The 22,380-nt window shown below is 37.9% G+C and carries 16 protein-coding genes, 1 tRNA gene and 1 pseudogene; 10 read left to right on the top strand and 8 right to left on the bottom strand.

The genetic code is table 11. The features are described 5' to 3' along the window. Positions 1 to 134 precede the first annotated feature (134 nt). Together ABD005_RS04890 and ABD005_RS04885 are read left to right on the top strand one after the other, a co-directional pair. Positions 135 to 920 (top strand): annotated as a pseudogene (locus tag ABD005_RS04890) (efflux RND transporter permease subunit); the annotation flags it as partial. Positions 921 to 1,179: 259 nt separating this feature from the next. Next, positions 1,180 to 1,255 (top strand) — tRNA-His (locus ABD005_RS04885). Positions 1,256 to 1,721: 466 nt separating this feature from the next. Here ABD005_RS04885 and ABD005_RS04880 read toward each other — a convergent pair. Beyond that, positions 1,722 to 2,969, bottom strand: coding sequence for a glutamate-5-semialdehyde dehydrogenase (locus ABD005_RS04880; RefSeq protein ID WP_343815626.1), 1,248 nt, complete (start codon positions 2,967 to 2,969; stop codon positions 1,722 to 1,724). Beyond that, entirely contained in the window at positions 2,966 to 4,075 is a 1,110-nt protein-coding gene (gene proB, locus ABD005_RS04875) for a glutamate 5-kinase (RefSeq protein WP_215979946.1), read from the bottom strand. Before proB ends, ABD005_RS04880 begins: the two co-directional genes overlap by 4 nt. 718 nt (positions 4,076 to 4,793) lie before the next feature. Here proB and ABD005_RS04870 point away from each other — a divergent pair. The 7 genes from ABD005_RS04870 to ABD005_RS04840 all read left to right on the top strand — a co-directional run bounded on the left by ABD005_RS04870 (position 4,794) and on the right by ABD005_RS04840 (position 10,734). Further along, positions 4,794 to 5,282 (top strand): MarR family winged helix-turn-helix transcriptional regulator, encoded by a 489-nt coding sequence (locus ABD005_RS04870; RefSeq protein WP_215979963.1) that lies wholly within the window; start codon positions 4,794 to 4,796, stop codon positions 5,280 to 5,282. Between the two features lie 381 nt (positions 5,283 to 5,663). Next, on the top strand, positions 5,664 to 7,262 hold the full coding sequence (locus ABD005_RS04865; RefSeq protein WP_343815621.1) for a cation:proton antiporter domain-containing protein: 1,599 nt from the start codon (positions 5,664 to 5,666) through the stop codon (positions 7,260 to 7,262). Between the two features lie 142 nt (positions 7,263 to 7,404). After that, the gene (locus ABD005_RS04860; protein ID WP_343815619.1) at positions 7,405 to 7,845 is read left to right on the top strand and encodes a hypothetical protein; all 441 of its coding nucleotides are present in this window, start codon (positions 7,405 to 7,407) and stop codon (positions 7,843 to 7,845) included. A 4-nt stretch (positions 7,846 to 7,849) separates the two neighbouring features. Further along, a complete protein-coding gene (locus ABD005_RS04855; protein ID WP_343815616.1) occupies positions 7,850 to 8,449 on the top strand; it encodes an SCO family protein in 600 nt (199 codons plus the stop codon). A 97-nt stretch (positions 8,450 to 8,546) separates the two neighbouring features. After that, positions 8,547 to 8,990 (top strand): copper chaperone PCu(A)C, encoded by a 444-nt coding sequence (locus ABD005_RS04850; protein ID WP_343815613.1) that lies wholly within the window; start codon positions 8,547 to 8,549, stop codon positions 8,988 to 8,990. A gap of 183 nt (positions 8,991 to 9,173) precedes the next feature. Further along, entirely contained in the window at positions 9,174 to 9,593 is a 420-nt protein-coding gene (zntR, locus tag ABD005_RS04845) for a Zn(2+)-responsive transcriptional regulator (protein ID WP_215979951.1), read from the top strand. Then, the gene (locus tag ABD005_RS04840; RefSeq protein ID WP_343815609.1) at positions 9,577 to 10,734 is read left to right on the top strand and encodes an SO_0444 family Cu/Zn efflux transporter; all 1,158 of its coding nucleotides are present in this window, start codon (positions 9,577 to 9,579) and stop codon (positions 10,732 to 10,734) included. The genes zntR and ABD005_RS04840 overlap by 17 nt, the downstream gene beginning before the upstream one ends. A gap of 95 nt (positions 10,735 to 10,829) precedes the next feature. Here the strand turns inward: ABD005_RS04840 and ABD005_RS04835 are convergent, their stop codons facing one another. The 3 genes from ABD005_RS04835 to ABD005_RS04825 are packed head-to-tail and all read right to left on the bottom strand — an operon-like array spanning position 10,830 to position 14,138. Then, positions 10,830 to 11,216 carry a YdbL family probable chaperone protein gene (locus ABD005_RS04835; RefSeq protein ID WP_343815606.1) on the bottom strand — a complete coding sequence of 129 codons (387 nt, stop codon included), beginning with the start codon at positions 11,214 to 11,216 and terminating at the stop codon, positions 10,830 to 10,832. A gap of 9 nt (positions 11,217 to 11,225) precedes the next feature. Then, positions 11,226 to 11,408, bottom strand: coding sequence for a YnbE family lipoprotein (locus ABD005_RS04830; RefSeq protein WP_215979953.1), 183 nt, complete (start codon positions 11,406 to 11,408; stop codon positions 11,226 to 11,228). Positions 11,409 to 11,417: 9 nt separating this feature from the next. After that, complete coding sequence (locus ABD005_RS04825) at positions 11,418 to 14,138, bottom strand: intermembrane phospholipid transport protein YdbH family protein (RefSeq protein ID WP_343815603.1); 2,721 nt, start codon at positions 14,136 to 14,138, stop codon at positions 11,418 to 11,420. A 227-nt stretch (positions 14,139 to 14,365) separates the two neighbouring features. Between ABD005_RS04825 and ABD005_RS04820 the strand changes: the two genes are divergently transcribed. After that, positions 14,366 to 15,052 carry a LipL32 family surface lipoprotein gene (locus ABD005_RS04820; protein WP_215979955.1) on the top strand — a complete coding sequence of 229 codons (687 nt, stop codon included), beginning with the start codon at positions 14,366 to 14,368 and terminating at the stop codon, positions 15,050 to 15,052. A gap of 395 nt (positions 15,053 to 15,447) precedes the next feature. Here ABD005_RS04820 and ABD005_RS04815 read toward each other — a convergent pair whose 3' ends face one another. From ABD005_RS04815 to ABD005_RS04805, 3 genes are all read right to left on the bottom strand, one after another. Next, positions 15,448 to 17,238 carry a DUF885 domain-containing protein gene (locus ABD005_RS04815; RefSeq protein ID WP_343815596.1) on the bottom strand — a complete coding sequence of 597 codons (1,791 nt, stop codon included), beginning with the start codon at positions 17,236 to 17,238 and terminating at the stop codon, positions 15,448 to 15,450. 297 nt (positions 17,239 to 17,535) lie between these two features. After that, a complete protein-coding gene (locus tag ABD005_RS04810; protein ID WP_215978500.1) occupies positions 17,536 to 19,998 on the bottom strand; it encodes a TonB-dependent receptor plug domain-containing protein in 2,463 nt (820 codons plus the stop codon). 395 nt (positions 19,999 to 20,393) lie between these two features. Next, entirely contained in the window at positions 20,394 to 22,328 is a 1,935-nt protein-coding gene (locus ABD005_RS04805) for an AsmA family protein (protein WP_343815592.1), read from the bottom strand. Positions 22,329 to 22,380: the final 52 nt, after the last annotated feature.

The raw sequence follows: 22,380 nt of genomic DNA, 5'->3' as shown, positions 1-22,380 counted from the left end.
TCCAACCAATAAATAATGTTCGTAACGTTTCGCGCCATATATAAAATTAATTACAGTACATTTTCTTTATTTATCAATGAACATAACCACCTATTCGTGCGTGAGTAGCATTTTGATAGTCACAAAAAAATGGTACACCTAATGGCGGCTCGGTACCACTATCTCATGTGGCCATATTAATTGCAGGTAAAAGTCCTTCAACCATTTCACGCGTTGATCGTTTCCGTACCGTTAACGTTACCGCAGATGTTGAAAAAACCAATACTAATATGACTATTTTACAAGCTGATTTAAAGGCCTATTTAGATGAAATCATGGTGCAATACCCTGGAGTGAGTCACTCCCTTGAAGGTGAAGCGAAAGAACAACGTGAATCATTTGGCTCACTTGCTTGGGCATTACTTTTTGTGTTTTTCATTATTTATGCGTTATTAGCAATACCATTTAAATCTTATCTTCAGCCAATTATTGTGATGAGTATTATTCCTTTTGGCATGATAGGCGCGGTGGTTGGTCACTGGATTATGGGCATGACACTTACCATTATGAGCTTACTAGGCATGTTGGCACTCATCGGGGTTGTGGTAAACGATTCGCTAGTGTTAGTCGACTTTATTAATAAAAAGCGTAGCGAAGGAAGAGATTTAACGGAAGCGGTGCTCACTGCTGGCGCTTCACGCTTTCGCCCTGTAATGCTAACCAGTTTAACCACCTTTATTGGTTTAATGCCGTTATTATTTGAACAATCAACTCAAGCACAATTTTTAATTCCGATGGCTGTGTCGCTCGGCTTTGGAATTTTATTTGCGACCTTTATTACTTTAATTCTAGTGCCCGTAAATTATTTGATTGTTGAGCGATTGATTGCCTTGTTTTCAAATAAAGAACGAGTAACCCAAACCGCTAACTCAAAGAGTTAACACAGCACTTAACACTCAGCCTTAACGCCAACGGCAATACCAATAAAGACACAGCGTTAAGGCTGACTAATAAATAGATAAAAATTGCCGTTTAGTTAAGCACCAACAAACGAATGACAGAAAATAGTGAAGAAATTGGTAAAAAAATAAGAAAAAGCTAAAATATCTCTTGATATACACAGCAAAAATGCAATACAATCGCCGCGCTGTTAAAGAGCAGCACGCATATTTCTCAAATATGTATCAGTACACCTCAGTGGTGGCTATAGCTCAGTTGGTAGAGCCCCGGATTGTGATTCCGGTTGTCGAGGGTTCAAGTCCCTTTAGCCACCCCATCTTTTCCTGCTTTAATGCATCTTCATATTATAAATTATCTATCTCGACCGAAATCACGCATGATTCCGCTATTTTCTGTGCCCGATGGTTCAAGTCCCTTTAGCCACCCCATCTTTTCCTGCTTTAATGCATCTTCATATTATAAATTATCTATCTCGACCGAAATCACGCATGATTCCAGTATATTCAATTAACACATTCAATCTGTTTTCATTTTAAGTATTCATTTACCCGAGATGGTTAACTCAAACTTATTTAACTTGAACTCGGATTAAATAATTGAATAGCGTGCTAATATTAAAAAATTCAGATATCACTATCTAGCTAGAAATTTTCAGTACTAGCAAGGTGGATTTTGAATCCAACGCGGTTGGTGAGCAAACAGGTGAAATAAATTAAGCTCAGCGAAGATGTTCTTTTAAGGAACGCTTCACTGAGCTTAGAAGATGTAATTAAAGCGACTGGTTAAGGTCGTACTTGACCATCACCATTAACAAGATATTTTTCTGTCGTTAATGACTCAATACCCATTGGCCCATATGCATGTAGTTTGGAAGTAGCAATACCAATTTCTGCGCCTAAACCTAGCTGTGAGCCATCAGAAAATCGAGAAGAAGCATTCACCATAACAACGGAAGCATCAACTAACTGTTGGAATGATTTCGCTTGTTGTGGGTCTTCAGTACAAATAACCTCTGTATGGTTACTACCAAATTGATCAATATGTTCTATTGCCTGACCAAAATCGTCAACCACTTTAATGGCAATTTCAAGTCGTAAATATTCCTGACCAAATTCATCGGCGTTAAGCTCTTTACCTTGTTCAAAGTAGTTGATGCTATTAGCACAACCATTAACATCAACACCATGTTCTTTAAATTTAGCCGCAACCATAGGAAGAAAGGTTGGCGCAACATCTTGGTGTACCAACAAGCCTTCTAACGCATTACATACTCCCGTTCGCTGAGTTTTACCATTTAGCAGTAACTCGAGTGCGGTATTCATGTTAGCGGCTTTATCAACATAAAGATGACAAACCCCTTTATAGTGTTGAATAACTGGGATTTGGCTATTTTCGGTCACAAAATTAATTAACCCTTCGCCACCTCGAGGAATAACGAGATCAATAGTGTCTTTTTGCTTTAATAACTCGGTCATTAAGTTACGATCTGGGTTATCAATCACGGTAATAATTTCTTTTGGTAATTGATACTGCGCTAAAATCCCTTGTAACACCTCAGCAATAGCTAAACTGCTATGTAGAGCTTCTTTACCACCGCGTAAAATAACAGCATTACCTGATTTAATACATAAACCTGCTGCATCGGCAGTCACATTCGGACGTGCTTCAAAAATCATACAAATTACCCCTAACGGGATACGCATTTTACTGATTTTTAAGCCATTGGGTCTAATGTTTTGGTCACGTACCGTGCCAACAACATCAGGTATTTGTGCAACCGTTTCTAAACCAAGCGCCATATCTTCGATACGCTCATCAGTAAGTAGTAGGCGATCAATCATCGCATCACTTAAACCGTTATCTTTAGCAAACGCAATGTCGGTAGCATTGGCTTTAAATATATCAGCGCTGTGTTCACGTAACGCCTGTGCCATATCGTTAAGTAAGTTTGCTTTAGTCTCGCTTGATTGGATTGCCATCAATTTCGCTGCTTTAGCAACTTGACGGGCAATTAGGGTAATCTCGTTCATTTTGACTCCATTAACGCAACATATTGCTTGGAAAGTATCGGCTCATGCGTTTTATCTAATTGTTCGGAAAAATCTTCGTTATCGCTGTCAGCAACAAAGTTGAGTAAACAGCTACTGTAGTTTGTTTTTACTTTGGCAAGTTTGTCGCCATTATCTTTTCTCAAGAGCACAGTATCACCTGAAGAAAAGTCACCTTTCACGCTAAGCAAGTCTTCTGCTAATAATTCAGTCAATTCTGTATCTTCTAATTGGTACTGATCACTAACAATAAGCTCACCTTGAACACGAGTAGTGTGTCTCATCCAGTGCACACCATCTAACATAGGTTTTTTATAAGGATAAAAATGTGTACCTGGGTTATCACCAGCAATAAGAGTATTAAAACTCTCTTCTTTAAAACCGTTCACGATGTAGGTATCAATACCATGCGATACTGCTTTTTCTGCTGCTTGAATTTTGGTTTTCATGCCGCCAGTACCAACATCACTCGTGGCACCGCCAGCCATGGCATAAATAGTGTCATTAATTTGATAAACATCAGACAGTAACTTTGCCTGCTTATTTATATGTGGGTTTTCATCATACAAACCATCTATATCAGAACAAATAATGAGAGCATCAGCTTTAGCTGCAGTAGCTACCATCGCAGAAAGGTTATCGTTGTCGCCTACTTTCAATTTATCAGTTGTTACGGTGTCATTCTCATTAACGATGGGTAAAATACCGTTACTTAATAGTGCCTCAATGGTATTTCGAATACTTACATAACGATCTCGGTTACGTAAATCGGCATGAGTTAACAACACTTGCGCGGTAGGAAAATCAAACAGTCTATCCCAAGTAGCCATCATTTCAGATTGACCAGCGGCAGCCATCGCTTTTTTAATGGTAATGCTTTTACCTTGCTGGCTCTTATCATTAAAGAGATGAGAACCTGCAGCAACAGAACCTGAAGACACTAAAACCACTTGCTTTCCTGATGCTCTGCACTGAGAAATAAAATGTGCGATGCTACGCAAGTATTGATCACTACAACCGGCTTTATTCGGCGCAATGAGTGCACTTCCCACTTTAATGACGACTTTTTCGAAATTCTTAAAATCCACTCTTCCCCCTTAAATAATCTATGAATTGGTCACTAACATTCCGTTTACTGGACCCTTTAGCTCAACTTAACTCAGCAAAATAAGCCAACCCTAAATTTATCTATACCACCAAAAATTGCACATTAGTACAACCAAGAGTTAATACAAAATATCAGGTGTCGTTAACACAGCTAAATACGATCAAACGTCTACGAGCATTGGCGATTACCGCAATAGCTTAATTTTTTGTTTTAAATTTTTATGCGTAATTAACATAGCGAACAAAGATAATTGTTGTGTTAATTCAAGGTGACCTAGGTAGTCACTTTTTTATCGTGCATAATGAAATAGACAGTACACTAATGATTAGTGTTGGACTTGTTTTTGGTTATTTTCAATAACCCTAGCTTGCTTACTAAGTAAGAATTCAAAAGAAAAAACTGCTTAAAAATATAGGCCGGAACGTAATAGATACCTATGACAGCCCAAAAACAAAGTGTTTCTGAGATGCTGCCGTGTTTAAAGGCATCGCGTATAATATTCAAGGTTTTTTCCTTTTCACAATTTAACTTAGTATACGAATGATACGTATACTAAACATATTTTTTTTAAAGATCAAGTTTTGTTTAAAAAACACTCATGGAAGTAAGGTTTAATCAGCTTTCACTAAAATTGATAGTGTTTAGCACGCTTACCAGATAAACTTCCCATATAAGAATAGCGTTAAAGGTTATATATGATGGAAAAATACGAAGAGTTATTCACTTCACTGCGTAAAATTATTCGTGCAATCGATTTACGTTCAAAAAAATTAAGTAAAGAAGCAGGCATTACTGGCCCTCAACTACTGATATTACAAGAGTTGGCTAGAGTAAAAGGCATAACAGCTAAAGATGTATCAGCCAATATCAATTTAAGCCAAGCAACAGTTACCAGCATACTTGACCGACTAGAAGGTAAGCTATTTATCAAGCGAGTACGTAGCGAGAGTGACCGTAGACGAGTTGCTCTTTTTTTAACACCAGAAGGGATGAGCGCATTAATCAGTGCACCACAGCCTATTGAAGATAGTTTTATTGAAAAGTTTAGTGCACTAAAGGAATGGGAGCAGTCGCAATTACTTTCGAGTGTTGAACGCATTGCCCACATGATGGATGCTTCAGAAATAGATGCCGCGCCGGTACTTAATATTGGTGAGTTGACTACCTCTGTGCAAAGTGAGAAATAACATCGCTTGTCATTAAAGTTACTTTAGGCTGTTATTATCAATAGCAGCCCATATAGTAACTGCTGGCTCAATCACAGCAAGCCTGAAATTAAAACGCCCCTTCACAGACTCACTTGCTTGATCACTGTCCCAAAGCTTTATAGCAAAACATGACGACAGGTTAAGCCCTGCACTACCGTGGTGCTTCTTGCTCCACAATATTACTAAAACAAACAAACATAAAACTTAAACTCTTAATATTAATTACAAGCCATTGAAAAGTATCCTTTTAAATAACCATAAAACTAAAAACTTCATGGTGTGATTTTTGCTCTAGGGTAAAGGCAGGATAATAAATACTTATTCCCCTGCCTTTACCCTTTCATCACCTAAGGAGCGACTATGGATTCCATTTTGGTTATTTTGGTTGTATCGCTCACGCTCGCTAGCGTGTTAAATATTATCCTAACTAAATTCTCTATTTCACACATTATCGGTTACATCATTACTGGCACTATCATTAGTAATATTTTTGATTTCAACGGCGAGATTAATAACCAGTCTTTAGATCTTATTGGTGAATTTGGCATTGTCTTTCTTATGTTTACTATTGGCTTAGAAATGTCTTTTGCTCGCTTACATAAAATGAAAGATTTGATCTTTCTTAATGGCTTTATGCAAGTTGCAAGCTGCTCAATTGTTATATTTTCAGTGTCATTTTATCTTTTCTCAATTGCGGCTATTCCGTCATTAGTAGTGGCCTTAGCCTTTAGCTTATCTTCAACCGCGATTGTTTTACCTTATTTAAAAAAATCGAAAGACATCATAACCCCTTATGGGGAAAAGTCTGTCGCGGTTTTAGTGTTTCAAGACTTAGCTATCATTCCTATTTTATTACTGATGAACTTTCTTTCAAATGATGGTGCCCCCTTAAGTGAAGTATTATTAAAAACCATTATCTACGGTGCTGGTATTATTCTGTTTATGTTCACTTTAGGTAAAAAAATAATTGGTTGGTTATTACATTTCTCAGCCAATGTAAAAATGGAAGAAGTCTTTTTAGGCTCGGTATTTACTATTGTTATTGGTGCCTCACTCATCGCCCATGAGTTAGGGTTTACATACTCCCTTGGTGCTTTTATCGCGGGTATGATTATCGCAGAAACCAAATTTCATATAAAAGTAGAGTCGGATATCGCGTCATACAAAGACTTATTACTGGGAGCTTTTTTCTTTTCTATTGGCACCAAAATTAATGTCGATTATTTACTGAGTAACCTTCACATTGTTGTTTTAGTTTTATCTATTGTTATGGCAATTAAAGCCGTTATTATTTATTTTATTATTAAGCGAAAATCCAATAAAAGTGACGCTATAAAGTCGTCAATTGCCCTTTGCCAAATAGGTGAGTTTTCTTTTGCTATTTTTGCGCTAGCTAGCAGTCAAGAAGTGATCAGCGCTGAGTTAACTAATATGCTCATTTTGATTACGGTATTATCAATGATCGTTACTCCTTTTATGATTAACAATATTTATAAAATCGCCAGTGTATTTGTGGTTGAGTATTTTGAATCAGACAAAATTACTCCCGTACAAGCCAGCAACCACACAATTGTTTGTGGCTTTAGTATTTTAGGACGCATAGTTGCCAAAGAGCTAACTCGAAATAACATTACTTTTTTCATTATTTCAGACAATTTACAGCATGTGTTGTTAGCAAGGAAACGTGGCTATACCGCTTATTTTGGCCATATAGAAAAAAGGCCGGTACTTGAGTCGTTAAAAGTTGAACAGTCAAAAGCCATTATCTTAACGGTGAGTACCATCAATAATAAAAAAATGATCTGCGAAGCCATTTTAGATTATCACGCCAGCGCTAAATTAGTCGTTAAGGTGAATACTATTGAAGAAAAAACGGCACTTAAAGACGTAAAAATCAGCTCATTTGTTCATGCCCAGCACGAAACTGCCATGTTGCTGGTGAAAAAAAGCATTGCTTAAGTATGCCGACTTAAAAGGAAGGTAAAGCAATACACTGAGTAAAAAAATAATAAAACGTGGCAATTTGTCACAGTTTATTATTTTTTAGATGAGGTAAAATAACGTAGAATAATCGAATGCTGCATTACAGATAAAATACCTCATGAACTTAGCTAGTAAAATTATATTAATTATTACAGTGTTAATTGCTGGCTTTTTAGCCCCTGATGCAATTAACTACACTCAGCAATACCTAAACCAGCCTACTGAAAAACTGAGTATTGAACAATACTGCATGCTTTCAAGCCAACCATGTACGCAAAACTCAGTAAAAATGACGTTAAATAAAGACGTGATTAAACCATTAGTAACCAGCCAGATTACTGTTCAATGGCAACATAGTGAGGCTGAAACCTTACAACTTACTATGCAAGGTTTAGAGGGAGAGCTTGGCACGGTAAAGTACTTACTCAAACGCGTTAGCGACAATAAGTTTCAAGGTAACATTACACTGCCCGTATGCACCTTAGATGAAATGACTTGGCTGGGTCAGTTAACTGACGGTAAAACCACCGTTTATCCTGCTTTGAAAATGAAGGGATAATATTATGACGCGCCAATTATGGCTTACGCTATTCATTATTTTTGTGCTGGGTTTCACCCTAAAAAGCTACTTAAATTCAACGTCGTTAACAACCAGCGAAACAACGTCGGCTGTGAGTAGGTTTAACAGCCGTGATACAACACTTTTTGGTGAAAATAATCAGCCCGTTACTTTGTTTACCTCACAAGACACTCGTGTGCGCATTCTTTATTTTGGCTTTACTCGCTGCCCTGATGTTTGCCCAACATCATTAGCAATGCTCGCTGCCGCACTGAATAATATTTCGGCAGAAAAGCTGCAACAATTACGTCCAACATTTATTTCATTGGATCCTGAGAGAGATGCCGCCGACGCTTCTTATCAATATGCTCAGTATTTTCACCCTATGATTGAAGGCTTATCTGCGCCGTTACCTGTTGTCACCGAGCTAGCTAACCATTACGGCGTTATTTTCAAAAAAACCGCATTAGCTGACTCAACGCTAACTTATACTCTTGACCATAATTCTTACTTTTATTTTGTTAATGCCGACGGTACGCTCATAAAAAAAGTTCCTCATACTTTTTCTCCTGAGCCACTCGTACAAGCAATTAACGATTTATAAAACCTTATTATTAATCACACCTATTTTATAGTTACAGGAACACAATAAAATGTCACTCAAGCCGTCTTTCGTTTTAGCACTACTCACAGCCGCATTTATGACACTAAGTACATTACCATTAAGTGCCAGCGAGATTACTGCACCAAGCAACTCAAGTATTGAAATAACTAATTTTTACGCGCGAGCAACACCGCCTAACGCAGTAAACAGCGCTCTTTTTGCAACGATAACCAATAACAGTAAACAAATTCGTACCTTAGTTTCTGCAAGTAGTAGCGCAGCCGAAAAGGTTGAATTACATGATGTTATTCATGAAGGTGACGTTATGAAAATGCGCCAAGTAGCGCAAATAGAAATTCCTGCGGAGCAAACGGTAATGCTAAAACCAGGCAGCTTGCATATTATGTTACTAAACATAAATAAGCCTTTTAATGATGGCGAAAGCATTAAAGTGACCTTAACGTATGCCAATGGCGACGTTCAAGAACTTATTGTCCCAGTAAAAAAAGTAATGGCTGGCATGCGTAAGCATCATCATTAATAAAAACACCTTTAAAGCATACCAACAGGAGCGCTAGTAACGCTCCTTTTTTATGTCTGTTTGAAACCAAGCACCATTTAAGCGACGTAATTTATTAAAATTATTGCTTGACCTTAGAGTTAGCTCCATACTTTATAGTATGACTACCAAATGGGTTTAACCAAATAACTTAGGATTTAAGCAATGTATAAAATTGGCGACATAGCGAAGCAACTTGGTATATCTGCTGATACGCTGCGTTATTACGAACAGCACAATTTACTACAGCCGGCTGGTAGGAGTGTTTCAGGGTATCGTTTATATGATGAACATAACCTACAAGAGATGCACTTTATTTTACAAGCAAAACAAGTTGGCTTTACTTTAGCTGAGATAGCACAACTACTGTCGATTAGAGTAGATAGCAGCCAATATAGTTGTGGTGATGTAAAATCTTATACTTCAGAAAAACTTCAGCAGGTTGAAAGCAAAATTGCTGAACTCACTAGCATACAAAAAGGGTTGCAACGTCTAGTAAATAGCTGTTGTGGGGGCTCAGAAAAAGCTGAGCATTGTAGTATTCTTTCATCATTGGAGAACGATAAAAATGTTGTTACTCGATAATTTTTGGCAGTTATTTGTACTGTCTGCGCCCTGGCTTTTATTAGGCTTATTTATAGCGGGTGTTATTAATGTTTATTTACCCGAACGTTTTTTAGTAAAGCACTTAGGTAAAGAGGGGTTGTTAACCACTATTAAAGCCGCTTTTATTGGCGCTCCGTTGCCACTTTGCTCTTGCGGTGTTATTCCTGCAGCCATAGGCTTGCGCCGCGCTGGCGCTTCTAAAAGTGCAACAACCGCCTTTTTAGTATCAACACCAGAAACAGGTGTAGATTCTATTTCAGTATCTTATGTGTTGTTAGGGCCTTTTATGGCAATAATTCGCCCTATTGCGGCGATTAGCAGTGCCATTGTCGCGGGTTTATTGGTCGGCTCTGAAAAGTCATCTGCTACTCCCAAGCCATCAACAGTTGTTTCGAATACAAGTAATGACAACTCAGAAAAACCAAGTACTTGTTGCGCGAGCAAAAAAGCTGAAATTAGCGAACAGTCGAGTTGTGCTAGTGAAAATACAGCACAAAAAAGTACTTTAAATCATAAAGAAAAACTTCAACAAGCTTTATCATTTAGCTGTACTAAACTATTAGCCGACACGGCAAAATGGTTGATGTTAGGGTTATTCTTTGCAGCATTGGTGCAAACTTATGTACCTGCAGATTTCTTTACCCAGTGGGGACAAGGCATATTAGCAATGCTCGTGGTTATTCTAATTAGTATTCCAATGTATGTTTGTGCTACGGCATCTACGCCAATTGCTGCGGGGTTGCTGTTATCTGGGGTTTCTCCTGGCGCAGTATTAGTGTTTATGTTGGCAGGCCCTGCAACTAACATAGCCACTATCGGTGTCGTTGCAACAGAGCTGGGTAAACGCGCCATGTTCGCTTATTTAGTTGCCGTAATAGGTGTTGCTTTAGCCTTTGGTTACTTAACTGACTTTTTAGTGAGCGAGTATGGTTTTACGGTTGCACCTCTACTTGGCGAACATCACCATGCGATACTGCCTTATTGGCTTGAGTTTTCAATGGCAGTGCTATTAGCGGCTTTACTATTACGCTTAGTTTTCAAAACTATTAGCACTAAACTGGCCAACAGAGTCACCACACCTAAAAAGAGCTGCTGTGCTAGCGAACATAAACACAGCTAACAAACCGAGTTCAGGTTAATAAATAAACGGTGATAAAACTAAACGTCAGTGCAGCTAAATATAACAATTAGCGCCCTGACGTTTTTTTGCTTACGCTATTTTTTTACCCAATCGCCGTTTGGCATTTGAATATAATGACCCGGTTGGGTTTTCGTTATCGCCTTTTCTCCAGCGAGAGCTGTCACTTGTTGCACGGTAATATTATTTTTTCGCGCTAATTTAATATAAATGCCTTTGCGTTTTTTATTTACATTAGCCACCAGTGCTTCTACATCATCATTACTGACAACCACCCCTAAGTAACCATTAGACATTTCACCCACTAAACCTTGCTGTTTAGCTTGATCAAGTGAAATAGCCCAAGCAGAAAAGGTTATGCCTAATACTCCCACCGCTAACGCAAATTTGCTAACTAGCTTTTTAAATACAGTACGAGTAACTTTATTTTCGGTTCTGGTTGTCATGTTAATTAGTTTGCTCATAAGAAATCCTTAAAAAATATCGCTGCTATCACTGAAAATATCATCAAGCTCTTTATCCACTTTAACCCGTATTTCATGGTCAATTTTTAAATTAAGATTGATGGTAATTGGCTCTTTTGCACTTACTTCAACTTGGTGGGTACAGCCACTAAATAATAAAGTCGCTAGTACTATGGTCAGTATTTTTCCCATAAATATTCCTTAATTTTTTTGCAAACCGTTAATCATATTACTTTCAAGACTATCGGTAATAGTGAGTGACTCTAACAGCCCAAGCAAATCATAGCTAAGGTTTAAATTTAAATTCACATCATTTTCTAAGTCAGGGTTTCGACCTTTAATCACTGTATCTAACAACATATAACCATCATCACCCATAGATACCGCCGAATACAAATAATGATAATGTAAATTTTCTAACGCACCAAATGCCAATTTAAGTTCGAGACTACTGGCCTTTAGCTCTTCCACCGCTGGGTTATTAAAAACTTGAATAACCCCATCATCAACATTGTAGAGCTCACCTGCTTCAATAAAAAACTTGTTGCCGTCGGTATATAAAGGTAAATTTCCTGAAACTTTGCCCGTTACCACTATGCCTTGTTTTTTATCTAGCTCAAGTAGTGTTTCTAAGTCTATCGATTCTAGCTGAATATCAACTGAATGTTGCATTTGTAATGGCCACAATGCTTTTTTTATCGAAAATTTACCACCGACAATATTACCGTTAGCATTAACAATGCTGCCACTTAATTGGTCTTCCTGAAAATCAATATTAACGTTAGCGACAAGGTTTGTAATAGGCGTTGCCGCCTCAATTTTAGCAATAGATAAATTAGCTTTTTTGCTATACGCACTATGTGGCTGAGTGGTGATTTTTTGATGTTCAACAAGAAAGCGCTGTTGCCAATTAAGCTCTTGTAACCAAAGCCCGTCAAGCTCACCGGTCATATCTTGTACCGATAAATCAACCGTGATTGGTGCATAAACCATTGAACTGCTTTGCAACGAGGTTAATTGTGTATTTAGCTGATAACTCAAGCGTCCATCAATTAAGTTTAAGGCTACTGGTAATTTCACTTTTAACGCTAACAAATCAGTAAGCATAATATTTTCAGCATTCAGCTCAATAAGTGGCGTTTCAATATTACCGCTAACTTGTAATTGCCCAAGCGGCACTTTATCTGCGTGAATAGCACCATTAATATTTATATTTTCTAAACCTCCCTGAATATTAAGTTCAGCATTTGCTTCGTTAAACTGTAAAATTTGAGCCACTCGTAACTGCTTTACTTGATTATGATTTTGTAAGGCGAGTATCACTTGCTTGTTATTATTTAAGGTAACACGCCCTTGCCAGTGGCTAATTAATTGGCTAATTTTTGTTGTATTAGCGCTGTTATTTGCCTGAGCTTCTTTATCCTTTTCTGTTGGTGTTACTGATGAAAAGCTTAAATTAGCAAGTTGTAGCTTAGTTTCAGGGGCAAGTAATAACTGCCATTCGTTATCATTTTGCTTCAGTTGACCATAAGCGTTAATGCTCACTTTCTCATGACTAAAGCTTTGCGTCATCGCCAATGATAATTGTGTTGCTAATGAAAACGCCAGTTGCGCAGAATTGCTAAGAGAAAGGTTAAATGGCTCACTTTCTTCTTGTTGATAAATGAGCTCGGCATCGGTTAGCTCAAGTGTAAATGGTGTCGCAGTTTTTGTTCTTAGGGTTAACGTCTCAGTAATGATTTTTTGTTGCGAAAAGTCTATGCGCATACTGCCTTGTGGCGTAATACTCAGTTCAGATAAATCATTATGGGTGAGTAAATCACCAAGCAATATGTCGTCAAGCCATTGTGGTAACTGCGCAGAAGACAAGTATTCATTCAACCCTTGATGTTTAACAACCAATTCAGATGGTTGCGACAACGTTTGATGAGTCATTTTATTCGCAGATTCAAGTTCTTGTTCAAAGTTAAGCGTTAACACCTCATCAACCAAGTTCATTTGCCAATATAAATTACCTTTAACAGTCATCAACTGAGAGAGAGAATTTGGTTTTGTTAGCGTACTCAGCGGTTGATATAAAAAGTCATTGATCTTTGCATTAACGGTTAAGCGATTTTTTTGCCAATGCCATTGTGTAGCAATACTACCAACTAACACCGACTCTTTCGCTATAACCGCGCGAGGTAACACCATATTATGAATTTGTAATAACTCAATAACACTAGCAATATTGGCATTAACTTGCCCCTCAAATCCTGACGTTATCGGTACTAAATTGACAGCTAAAATAGGCGCTTTGTTTTCTGATAGCAGTGATAATATTAATTGTTGATTATCGGCTAGCATTGTACCGTGATAGATAGGACTTTTACTCTTAGACTCGTCAACCCCCTCTAAAATAAATGGTTGATAAGTAAATTCTTTAACCTGAACTGTGCTATCTAAAGAGTAAGCGCTAATAATATTTAAATATTCCTGCATTTGTTGAGGAATACTATTAAGCATATAAGAGGAAGATGCACCGTGCTCACCGTTAAGTGTAAATGCCTTACGCCCGGTTATAGACAGGCTTTCAATAGCAATATTTTCAAGGTTATTAAGTTTTATTACTCGGTTGAATAACTGTGCACTAGAGAGGTTCCAGTCAAATGTCGCGTGTTCAATAGTAAGGTCTGCATAAGGTGACTCTATACAGAGTTTTTCAATAACAACATTAAGCTCTCGAGTAAAATTAAATGCTAAGCAACTTACGTTACTGTGATATTGCGCTAGATAGTGATTAACCGTTTGTTGAACCAATATTGCACGAGCAAAAAAAGCACCAACAAGCGTAACCGCTAAAAGCAACAACATTAATAATGTGAATTTAAAAAGGCGCAATAGTCTCTCGCTATCAACAAATAAGTAAAATAAAGACTTCATTAACCTGACTCGAGTTCAGGTTTCGTTAGTATATCATCGCCCAATTAAAAAAAAGTAAGCTCACTAGATAAAACCACCAACTATAAAAATTTACCTTAAGTTATTTGAACACTCGTCCATAAATTTATGCCATATAACCAAAAACTTATTCCCTAAACTGTCATTACACTATAGAATGGCGGCGATTTTTATATCAATTAAAAAAAACTACTTAGACAGGAGTCAACATGGATTTTTCAATAGTAAAAAAAGCAGCATTTGGTTTAGCTGTAGCAGCATCTTTAACAGCTTGTATGTCTACAGGCCCTGCATTAAAGAGCTCAAACTCTGAAAGCGTAGCGGGCGTTGAAGCACGTTTACCTTACGCTAACTACACTAACTACTACGGTTACGTTGACCAAGGTACTGCACCACAAGGTAAGTACAAGGGTAAAGACGCATACTACCTATACGCATGGGTACCAGCAGCAGTTGACGAAATTGGCGTATCAATGGTTTCTCCAGCAGAAGGCACTCCTTCTGACAGTGATTTCGTAAATGAGTTATTTACTGAACTTCACGAAAGCAACCCAAATAAATTCTTCGATACATACATTGTATTAGATCGTTTAGATATTATTGATAATGCTAAAATCAAAGATGGCGGCAAGTCATTACAAACTTTAACTTACAATGATGACAGCAGCGAGTTACCAGCTAACCCAGGTGGTCAAAGCTACAACTCTTTACTTCGTCAAGTAAGCGACATCAGCAACCCAACTAAAGCGTTAGTACGTGGTGTTTACCGCATCTCTTTCACGTCTTTCCGTGGCGATGTTGAAGGTTCTTTCGAAGCAACTGTAGGTACTAACGTACCAGGCGTTAAAATTGCTTCAAGCCTTGAAGAATTACACAACTTAGTAAACGAAGGTTAATTTTACTTTCGCTAACTGATTACCAAGACCTAAATATTTAGGTCTTGGTTTATTTTTATACTCCCTCTATTTTCTGCTTTTTTACTTCCCTACAGCTTCAAACACTTTTTTCGTTTTACTTTCTAGCTCAGCTTATTAACCTGAACTCGGTTTAAGAGATATTTAACAAATTGAAATATCAGCAAAAATTACTTTTCTGAACCGATAGCTTGATAGTTTTTCTTCTTTTCATATGATAAGCAAGGCAAATTTCGCGTCAATAGGGAGCTATTGCAAGTAAATTTAACGAAGAAGTTAGGAAAAGTAGCTGCTAGAGAAACATTTATTAAGCCGAGCTCAGGTTTATTACTTTAATAAATGACTCAACTTCCTTGCCAAGTCATCATTTATGCTAGTTACTGCTCTATTTTAGCCTGTGTCGAATCTTGCTTAGTTTGTTGAATATAGTCTTCAATTTGTTGCTCAAGTACGCTTAGCGGCACCGAGCCATTTTTTAATACTTGATAATGAAACTCTCGTACATCAAAGTCTCTCGCAAGCTCTGCTTCTGCACGTTTACGTAATTTTCTAATGGTGATTTCACCAATTTTGTAAGATAACGCTTGCCCCGGCCAAGAAATATAACGATCTATTTCTGTTCTAACATTATGAAGCGATAGTGCGGTATTATCTTTCATAAAGTCCATCGCTTGTGCTCGCGACCAACCTTGCATATGCATACCGGTATCAACCACTAAACGTGCTGCACGCCACATTTCATAAGTTAAGCGCCCAAAGTCACTGTAGTGATTAGTATAAATACCTGCTTCAATACCTAACCATTCTGAATATAAGCCCCAGCCTTCACCAAACGCTGAAATATAGGCATGTTGGCGGTACGATGGTAAGTTATCTAACTCGCTATTAAGCGATATTTGTAAATGATGTCCTGGTACCCCTTCGTGTAAAGTTAATGCGGGTAAAACATACAGTGGGCGCTTATCTAGTGCATAAGTGTTAACCCAATATGATCCCGAATGGCGATCTGTTGCTGGACTAATATAACGACCAGTTGTGTATTTAGGTGCAATTGCATCAGGCACTGGCACTACGCCATAAGGTGTACGCGGTAAATGTTTAAATAATGACGGAAGTTTCGCATCGATTTGCTTTGCAAGGTACGACGCTTCTTTGATTAACTCTAATGGTGTTTTTGCGTAGAATTGTGGGTCAGTACGTAAAAAGTGAGTAAATTCAGCAAAGCTACCTTTAAACCCTGTTTTAATAATAACTTCGTCCATTTCAGCACGAATACGCGCGACTTCTCGTAATCCTAATTGATGTACTTCGTCTGCCGTCATATCGGTTGTCGTAAAGTGCTTTACTCTATTTTCATAAAACTCTCGGCCACTAGGGATTGATGACACCGCTATATTTTGACGCGCATTAGGGAAATATTCTTGAGTAAAAAACTGGTAGTAATTTTCATAAGCCGGAATGACTTGCGATGATAATACTTTCGCTAACTTAGCACGTTGCGTTTTTACTAATTCTTGATCAAGTAGTTTAGGTACTGAAGCAAAAGGTTTAAAAAATACTGACTGTTCTATATTGTCAGGAATAAAAGCGCTAATAGATTTTTCATAACCAATTAATACCGCTTGCGGTTGGGTAATACCTGAAGCTAAGCCCTGACGCATCCAATAAATATTTTGTTGGAAATAGGCTGGCATTGCTGCCACTTTATTAACATAGTTTTCAATATCTTGCTCTGTTTTAAACTCAGTACCGTCAATAATAAAATTAATATTAGAGTGAAAGCCTGACTCTGATTTAAGCGGAGTATAATGAGCCTTAAATTGATAATTCGCAATTCGGTTATCAAGCTGCGCTTTAATAATAGCGTAGTTAATTTTATTGTCAGCCGACAACTCAGCTTGATTAATTTGTTCAAACTGCGCGGCTAATGCTTGTCGCTGCTCAAACTGTAACTGTAAATGTTGTGGTGATAAATCAGGCCAATAGCTTTTCTTATCATCCTGCGATTCTACTTTATAAGCACCTTTACTAGCGCGCTGATCTAATAGCTGTTGCACTGTATTATCAAATACTTGATCAGCACTAATTTTTTCAGGTGTCACCTGACATGCGGTTAACGAAACAATGGTGGTAGCCACCAATAAAAGTTGAGTAAATACGCGACTCATATAAATACCTATTGATTTAATAATGTTATGGCTCATACCGTGCAGCCGTTTTAGCGTTACTTAGCAACATAGCTTAAATAGCGCGAGATAAATAGTATTGCGCGATGAAAGGCGAGGATTATCAGTTGAAGTTTATATTAGTGGTCATTTTGAGTTTTAAGCTTTTATTACGTATCACTATGCTAACCTTGTAAAACTAATAGAAAAAAGCCAGTAGTTAATAACTACTGGCTTTGGTATTTAGCCGCACGGTCTATTATATTGCTGAGTAAATATCAGCTTAATGAATGAGGTAACTTAAAAGCTATATGACGCTCTTAAGTAGTATTCACGTCCTGCCAGTGAGAATGGAAAACTGGTCCAGCCATATTTAAAGCCAAGCTCAGTAAATGGTGCTCCATTGCTACCCCACTCGTCTGGATATTCATCTGTTAAGTTCAAAATACCACCGCTAATTTGCAAGCTTTCTGTTAACTGCCATTGTGCAGTTACATCAAATAAGCTTTTAGCACCCCACGTATTTTTAGGAGTGCCGTAAGAGGCAGAAGTCACCTCCCCGTAATAAGTCATACGCCCTGTAACCGACCAATTATCTAAATCAAACATCGCCGATAAAGAAGCACGATCTTGTGGTTGAGCTGTTTCAACTAAGTATTTTTGACCTTCATTAAAAACAATATCATCTGGAACAATAGTTGATGAGGTATTGATATTACTCACTTCATTATCATTATGGTGATAAGAAAGCTCGTAAACAATGTCCATACTCTCTAACTCTTGGGTATATTGGTTTACCCAGTCAAGACCAAAAGTTTCGGTATCAATAGCATTAGTAAAAACAGATACATTTTTTACACCATCTAGCGCTTGTCCAGCCCCTGAATGACTATCAAAAAAACTATCAATATCATTGTTTATACCACGAGAAATATTACCCGAGTAAACAATACGATCATCAATATTAATTTGATACACATCAAGTGTTGATGAGTAATTTCCTATGTTATACACAATACCAAATGAGATATTAGTCGAATTTTCTTCCTCTAAATCTTTAAAGCCAAGTTCGCCAGCTAAGGCTTCATTAGGGCGTAAGGTAACTAAGTCAGCTAAAACACCATTGTCTAACGAAATAGAACGCTGAGTGAAATTAGCTTGCTGCATACCTGGTGCTCTATAACCTGTAGAAGCAGAGCCACGAATAGCAAAATTATCAGTTACGCTTAAATGTGTCGATAATTTACCAATAACGGTGCTGCCAAAGTCGTCATAATTTTCATAACGAACAGCCGCGGCAACTAACCAATCTTCAGTAATAGAAGTTTCAGTATCAAAGTATAACGCGTAACTGCTGCGGTCATTATCAATCGCCATTTCAGGGCTATACCCCTGAAACCCTTGCATACCCGGAGTGGTAATATCACCACCCGTACAATTAGTCATTGTTGGGTCGCCTGTTGGGTTTACAGATTCTGCACAATAAGTATCACCGCGTGCATAAGTCACCTCATCACCAGCTTCTTGTGCAAAACCATCGATGCGATATTCAGCACCAAAGGCAAATGAGGTTTCATAGTAAAACCCTAAATCTATTTCAGTAACAGCATCAATATTGAAAGTCGTTTGACTATAAACTAAAGCACCATCGTATGCTGAGGTAGGACTATCTGGACCATAACTAGCATTAAGCGATTCAGTGTTACTAAATTCAAACCTATTTTCACCGGTTACAATACTTGCATCGAGTTCCCAATCAGATACTTGGGTTCGAAAGCCGACGGCAATCGAATAATCTTCTGATTTTGAGCCTAATTTAGGTGTTACCCCGTCAGGGTATATTGAGCTCCATACGCGATTATCGGCTGCGGGGCGATAAAAGCCTAATGACTCCCCTTCTTTGCTAGTAAAGCCACCAAACGCATATAATTCGCTTTCTTCGCCAAGCTCATACGAAAAGTTTGCCCACAAGCTGCTCATTTCAGTTTCAGCTTCACCGACTAATAATAATTGGCGAGGTTCATCGATTGAGCCAAACCATGTGGTAGGTGTGGCACGGTTCATCTCACCGTTATCTGCATATTCAAAGGTAAGGTTTAACATACCTTTTTCGCCAATAGCTAAACCATAGTTAGCCCCTATTTCAGTAGACTCACCATCACCTTCACTGGTTTGCCCGTACTGCGCCCAAACTGTACCGCCTTCTGTATCTTTGAGTACCAAGTTAATAACGCCCGCAATTGCGTCTGAGCCATATTGTGCTGCAGCACCGTCACGTAATATTTCAATGTGTGATATGGCTGTCATAGGAATAGAGCTTAAATCGGTACCAGCACTTCCTCGACCAACATTTTCTTGTACGGCAACAACCGCCTGTTGATGTCGGCGTTTACCATTAATTAACACCAGTACTTGATCTGGCCCTAAACTTCGTAAAGTAGCTGGGCGCATTAAATCTTGCCCGTCTGATGTGGTGGTGTTGTTCATATTAAATGAGGGAGCTAATTTTCGAAGCATGTCAGGTGTACTGGTCGCCCCTGAGTTTTTAATCGCTTCTGATGAAATAATATCTATCGGTGATGGGCTATCGGCAACCGTTCTATTCGATATTCGCGTACCGATACTGATAATTCGTTCTATATCGGAATGTTTGGCACTATCTGAAATATCTTTATCTTCATTCTCTGCCGCAACAACGGATGCACTACCTAATGATAGGGCAATAGAAAATGCGAGCATGCCGTACTTAAACGTATTTTTCATGTTTTAACTTCCTCATAATGATTATTTACTTTATGCTGCTCATATTCATTTGTTATATTTTTATTGAATATTTTATCGTTAACAATATAGCTATTTGTAACAAAACTGTTAGCAGAGCAAATTCAACATAAAGTAAAAAGTACAAATGTGCAATATGTCTTTAGTCTGATTGCCAAACAAAAAGTAACATAATGAAAAATTTGTAACAGGGAAGGAGCGGCTCATACCAACAAAGCCCAGGGATTACCAATAAACCAATTAAAACAATAGGTTGATATTTTATCGAATAAATAAAATAGAAAATGATGGTAGGTAATTATGATTACCCAGCTAATTTTCGCACTAGGTAATCACAAAGTAACATGGTGATTTAAACGACTTAAAATAAATTGAGCCTAATTGAATAAACCTTTCAATTTATCTTTTAACTTATCTTTAACTTTGTCTTTAGTAGCGCTGCTAACGTCTGGTCTTACTTTTATTTTGTGGAATTGCCCGGTAATCTTCATTGGAATGGTCACTCCTGAGCTATCACCTTCACTTTGCTGCCCATCGGCAGACGCGATTAACTTTGTTTGCACTTTAAAGTTAATGTCGGTTTTAGGTAAATCGGCTCCACCTTGACCATTAACACGAATAAAGGGGTTTGCTAATGCTAAGTCACTGGTATTAGCAACGCCGTTAGTCACAGTAAAGTTAGCAATAAACGAGGCAAAATCAGTTTTTTGTGCCTGATCAAAGTTCTTATCTAAACTAACGTTACTCACATCCCCGTTCAGTAGACTTTCGGCGCTACGTGCAATCGCCGCAAGATTAGCACCTTTGACAGCGCCGTCGCTTAGGTTAAAACCAAAAGTACCATTGAGTTTTTCTACAAAGTCACGTTGGCTTAGACCTTGAGTATTAAGATTCCAGCTAAATTGTCCTTGCCCTAACAATTTATCAAAACCCGCAGCATCATTTAATAACGGGTTAGCTTGTATGCCTTCTAACGAGAACTTACTACTAATTTTGTAAGGCTTTACTGCGCTAATAAGGTTAATTTCGCCACTACCTTTACCTTGGTAAGCATTAAATTTATTTAAGGTTACTTTAGCGTTACCATTTTCAAGCTTAAGTAGTATTTCATTTTCATCTAACTTGATTTCTCGAAATATTAACTTGCTTGAACTCAGTTTAATATTGGCATTCAGTTGCTTAAGTGCAGATAAATCAATAGTACTGTTATCCCAAACAATTGGCTGCGCTTCTTTATTAGTGTCGTTTTCCGTTTCACTTTGCGCAGCTTTACTGCTATTTTCAGCAGCATCAGCAAGGTAAGGGTTAAGATCTAACTCACCCAAATCAATGTCTAAATTCACCTGTAATGGTGATGATAGTGTTAATGCCGATTGCCCTGTAAAAGCTAGTTGATCTAACTTAGCGTCTAATTTCGCCAGCGTTAAAGTATTTTGACTAAAGTGCATATCGGTATTAAAGCTAAATTGGTTTAGGGCATTATCTTTCATCGCGACAGATTGCTTTTGCCATGCAAGAATATTTTTAACTGACGGCGTATCTAAGGCTAAATGCCCTTTAATGGTTGCGCCCGACTCAAGTAGTTCACCTTGGTAATTAAGGTTTACAATTGATGATGTTAACGCTAATTCTACTTGTACGGCTTGATTATTAATGAGCTTAGCCGGTGTTGTTAAGTTAGCTTCAAGATCAAAGGTTTCGTCCATATAGTTAAGGCTACCATTGAAAGTAAACTTTTCACGTAACGAAGGCAGCACTAACGCTAACTCAAGCTCATCAATAACGGTAGTACTATCGGTGCGATGATCAATAAACGTTAACTTACCGCCATTAACTTCCACCTGCCCTAAACTCAAGTCAAATTGCTCAGGCAAGGTTGAGGAGCCACTTGCACTAGTATCAGAAGCTGTTGGCTCTGCTGTTGCTGCTAATAGCTGCCAGTTATTTTTTCCTGCTTTGTCGGTTTCTAATAAAATATTCGGTTGCTCAATCACAAAGCGTTCAACAATCAGTTCCCCTGAAAAAAGTGACAACCAAGGAATGTGAATAGCCAATGCTTTCATTGTTACCATGTCAGCTTTACTGCCACTTTCCATGTTGCTAAAGCGTACATTTTCTAGTTGCAGTGACAATGACGGAAATACCGAAAAGCTTTTATCACCATCAATACTCAGTACTCGGCCCGTTGTTGTCTGAACCTGTTCACTCACTTGCTTAACAATATCATCACTAGAAATAAAGAAAGGGATCAATGCAACCACAAGAATGATCACAACAAAAAAAGCGGCAATAACTTTGAAAATTTTATTCATTATTTACTCACATCAGTTGGTAAAAATTAGAGAATTAAAGTAACTATAGACA

It is taken from the genome of Colwellia asteriadis (assembly GCF_039523295.1).
Classification (GTDB): Bacteria; Pseudomonadota; Gammaproteobacteria; order Enterobacterales; family Alteromonadaceae; genus Colwellia; species Colwellia asteriadis.
This window is presented reverse-complemented; position numbering and strand designations above follow the sequence as displayed.